Annotated in this window: 4 protein-coding genes; all 4 read right to left on the bottom strand. The window is 64.6% G+C overall.

The features are described 5' to 3' along the window. Positions 1–2: 2 nt before the first annotated feature. Positions 3–641 carry a ParA family partition ATPase gene (gene parA, locus DXK50_RS24720; RefSeq protein ID WP_074915915.1) on the bottom strand — a complete coding sequence of 213 codons (639 nt, stop codon included), beginning with the start codon at positions 639–641 and terminating at the stop codon, positions 3–5. A 244-nt stretch (positions 642–885) separates the two neighbouring features. After that, on the bottom strand, positions 886–1,713 hold the full coding sequence (locus DXK50_RS24715; protein WP_212632129.1) for a replication initiator protein A: 828 nt from the start codon (positions 1,711–1,713) through the stop codon (positions 886–888). Positions 1,714–1,724: 11 nt separating this feature from the next. Continuing rightward, positions 1,725–2,096, bottom strand: a complete 372-nt coding sequence (locus tag DXK50_RS24710; RefSeq protein ID WP_349292204.1) for a helix-turn-helix transcriptional regulator — start codon at positions 2,094–2,096, stop codon at positions 1,725–1,727. A gap of 506 nt (positions 2,097–2,602) precedes the next feature. After that, positions 2,603–2,753, bottom strand: a 151-nt coding sequence (locus DXK50_RS24705; RefSeq protein WP_212632130.1) for an antirestriction protein ArdA, incomplete at its 5' end; no start/stop codon positions are given.

Genomic DNA, 2,753 nt, shown 5'->3' with positions numbered 1-2,753 from the left:
GCTCATGGCGACCACCTCAGCAACTCGTCGACCAGACTGCTGACCTCGCGCGCGGCGGCGCTGTCCGGCGCCAGTTCGCGGGCCAGGCGACCGGCCGCCACGCTCTCGGCGAAGACGATGCGCTGACGTACCTCGGCCTGCAGCGCCGGCAGCGGTTGGTCGGCCAAGGCGCCGCGTGCCTCGCGGCCGATCACTGTGGTGCTGACGCGGCGGTTGATGGCAAACGCCGCGCGCAGCGTGGGCCTGAAGACCTGCGCCTCGCGGATCAGGTTGACCATCTCCGCGCTGGCCCATAGGTCGTAGGGGCTGGGCTGCACCGGGATCAACACGCGATCGGCCGCCAGCAACGCCGAGCGGGCGAGGGCGGCGATTCGCGGTGGCCCGTCGATGATCACGTGATCGGCACGACGAGCGAGCTCTGGGGCTTCCTGGTGCAGCGTCTCGCGCGCCAGGCCGACAGCACTGAACAATCTCGGCAAACCTTGCTGGCTGCGTCGTTGTGTCCAGTCCAGCGCCGAGCCCTGCGGGTCGGCATCGAGCAGGATGACGTTCTGTCCGCGCAGGGCTAGTTCGCCAGCGATATGGGTGGCCAGGGTGGTCTTGCCCACCCCGCCTTTTTGGTTGAGCAGGGCGACGATCATGGCCGGTTCCCCCCGGCAAAACCGCCTTGATCAGCACCTGTCCACACACAGACGATGCCCCAATAACAAGTTAGAGCTTTTAAGTTAGTTAAGTTAAGGAGAGCTGGAAGCCGCGCCAGTCTTGGCCTGTAGCGGAGTTCGTGCGCCTGATAGCACGATGGGGATGCGCCTGATAGCACGAGCCCGGTTGCGCCTGATAGCACGACTGCATTCACAGCTTGTCCGCAAGTTATCCCCGTGCCGTTTACGGCACCGGCCGGAAGGCGAGCAGCTCGGTCGATGGAGGCAGGTGAACGACCTCTAGGCGATACCCCGGCAGCGACTGGCGAGCCGCCAGCGCACGCAGGTCGAGGGCGAAGTCTGAGTAGCGCGCCGAGCTGCCCGACTTGCGATACAGATGACGAAAGTCGAACTGCCAGCCGTCTTCCTGCTTGCCGCCGTGCTTTCGCACCAGACGGTACAACCAGCGCTCGATGCCACCTGTGAGGCGGAAGTAAGCCGGGTCGATGGTCAGCACCAGGGCCTGATCTAGCACCCCGCTGTAGAACCAGTCCGGCAGGATCAGCTCGATGCCCAGCGGCCGTCCATCCGCCGCGGCCAGCTCCTTCCACTCGTTGATCCAGGAGAAACGATGCAGGCGCCGGCCGGTGGTCTCGCGGATCGAGGTGGCCACGCTGGTCGACTGTAGCCGATCCAGCGCCGCCTTCAGGCGCTGGTAGTCGCGCAGCGAGGTTCCGCGGCCGATGAAGCGCAGGATCTGGAAAGGCGTTGCACGCATCAGTCGAGAAGTGGGGATGCCCGCATCGCGCGCCTCGACCAGTTGGCTGGCCGCCCAGATCAGGATGTCGGCATCCCAGATCGTGGCGATGCCATGCTCCAGCGTGCCCTCCACGCGCACCGTCACCTCGCCTGAGCGAAAGTCGATGGGTACGGTGCGCCGCGACTTGGCCAGCGAGAAGAACGGATGCGCCATCAGATCCTGGGCGTCGCGTGGCGCCATATCCCCCGGCAGGGCGCGGAATAGATCCAGTTGCTCGCTCTGAGAAGTCAAATCGAGATGCCGACAATTCATAGGCGAAGGTTTCACTGATCATCACGCTGCGCTCCCGCGTGGCGGTCGATGTACTCGGGATCGAAGGTGGTCTCGAAGCTGCGCTCACCGGCCCAAGACTCGAGATCGGCGAGCGCGTACATCACCCGCCGGCCGAACTTGTGAAAGCGCGGCCCGCCGCCGATCACGCGCTGCTTCTCCAGCGTGCGCGGCGACAGCCGCAGGAAGGCCGCGGCTTCGTTGTTGGTGAGGTAGCGAGGGGCAGGGCAGGTCTGTGGTGCTTGGGCCTCGTCAGCGCCCTCCACAGGCCGCATGGCATGCGCCGTTGGCCCGGCCTTGCGATGCAGCGGGGCATCGAGATCGATGCGACGCGAGTGATGGGAAAGATTGGTTGACTGCGACATGGTGTGTCCTCCGTTGACGTGGGAGGTGCACCGTGCGGCAGCCATCGCGCTCGATCATGCCGGGTTGGGTCTGGGCGGTTGCGCAGGCAGGAGGGGCGAGGATTGATACCGGGAAGGTCTGGACGCTGACCGAGTACGCCCATCTACGCGCGTCACCGGCCATGGTGCCCAAGCACGCCAAGCTCCGCCCACGTAGCCCCGCGGGTATACGGATCTGCGGCTTTCCACAAAACCGGAAAACCGCAACGGCGGATTTCTGTAAATCCGTAAAAACGTAAATCCGCTTCCCCACAAATCCGTAAATCCGTGGTTACGGATCGACGGATTTGGGCAAAACCGTAAGACCGTAACGGTCTCAATCAGCAGGCGGCACAACGCGGTTGTTTCCGGCTGATCGCCGAGTGCGCGCGACCGTGCATCAGCCTTGCGGGTGGGGCGCGCGGGTGGCCGTCAGGACAGGGGCGCAAAAAACAAGGCACCGGGTCGCCCCGGTGCCTTCCGCTGGGTTAGCGATTCCAGAACACATGCACCTGCTCGAAGCCGGTCTCCAGGGTGAACACGTCGCCGCTGTATTCCATGTCACGGGCCATAGCGCGGTAATCGATGTACATGACCAGGTGCTGCGGAATGCTGCTGGTTTCCTCGGTCAGCTCCTGG

It is taken from the genome of Pseudomonas sp. KB-10, assembly GCF_018221585.1.
GTDB classification, from domain to species: Bacteria; Pseudomonadota; Gammaproteobacteria; order Pseudomonadales; family Pseudomonadaceae; genus Aquipseudomonas; species Aquipseudomonas yangonensis.
Note: the sequence above shows the minus strand (reverse complement) of the source record. Positions and strands in the feature narration are given on the sequence as shown.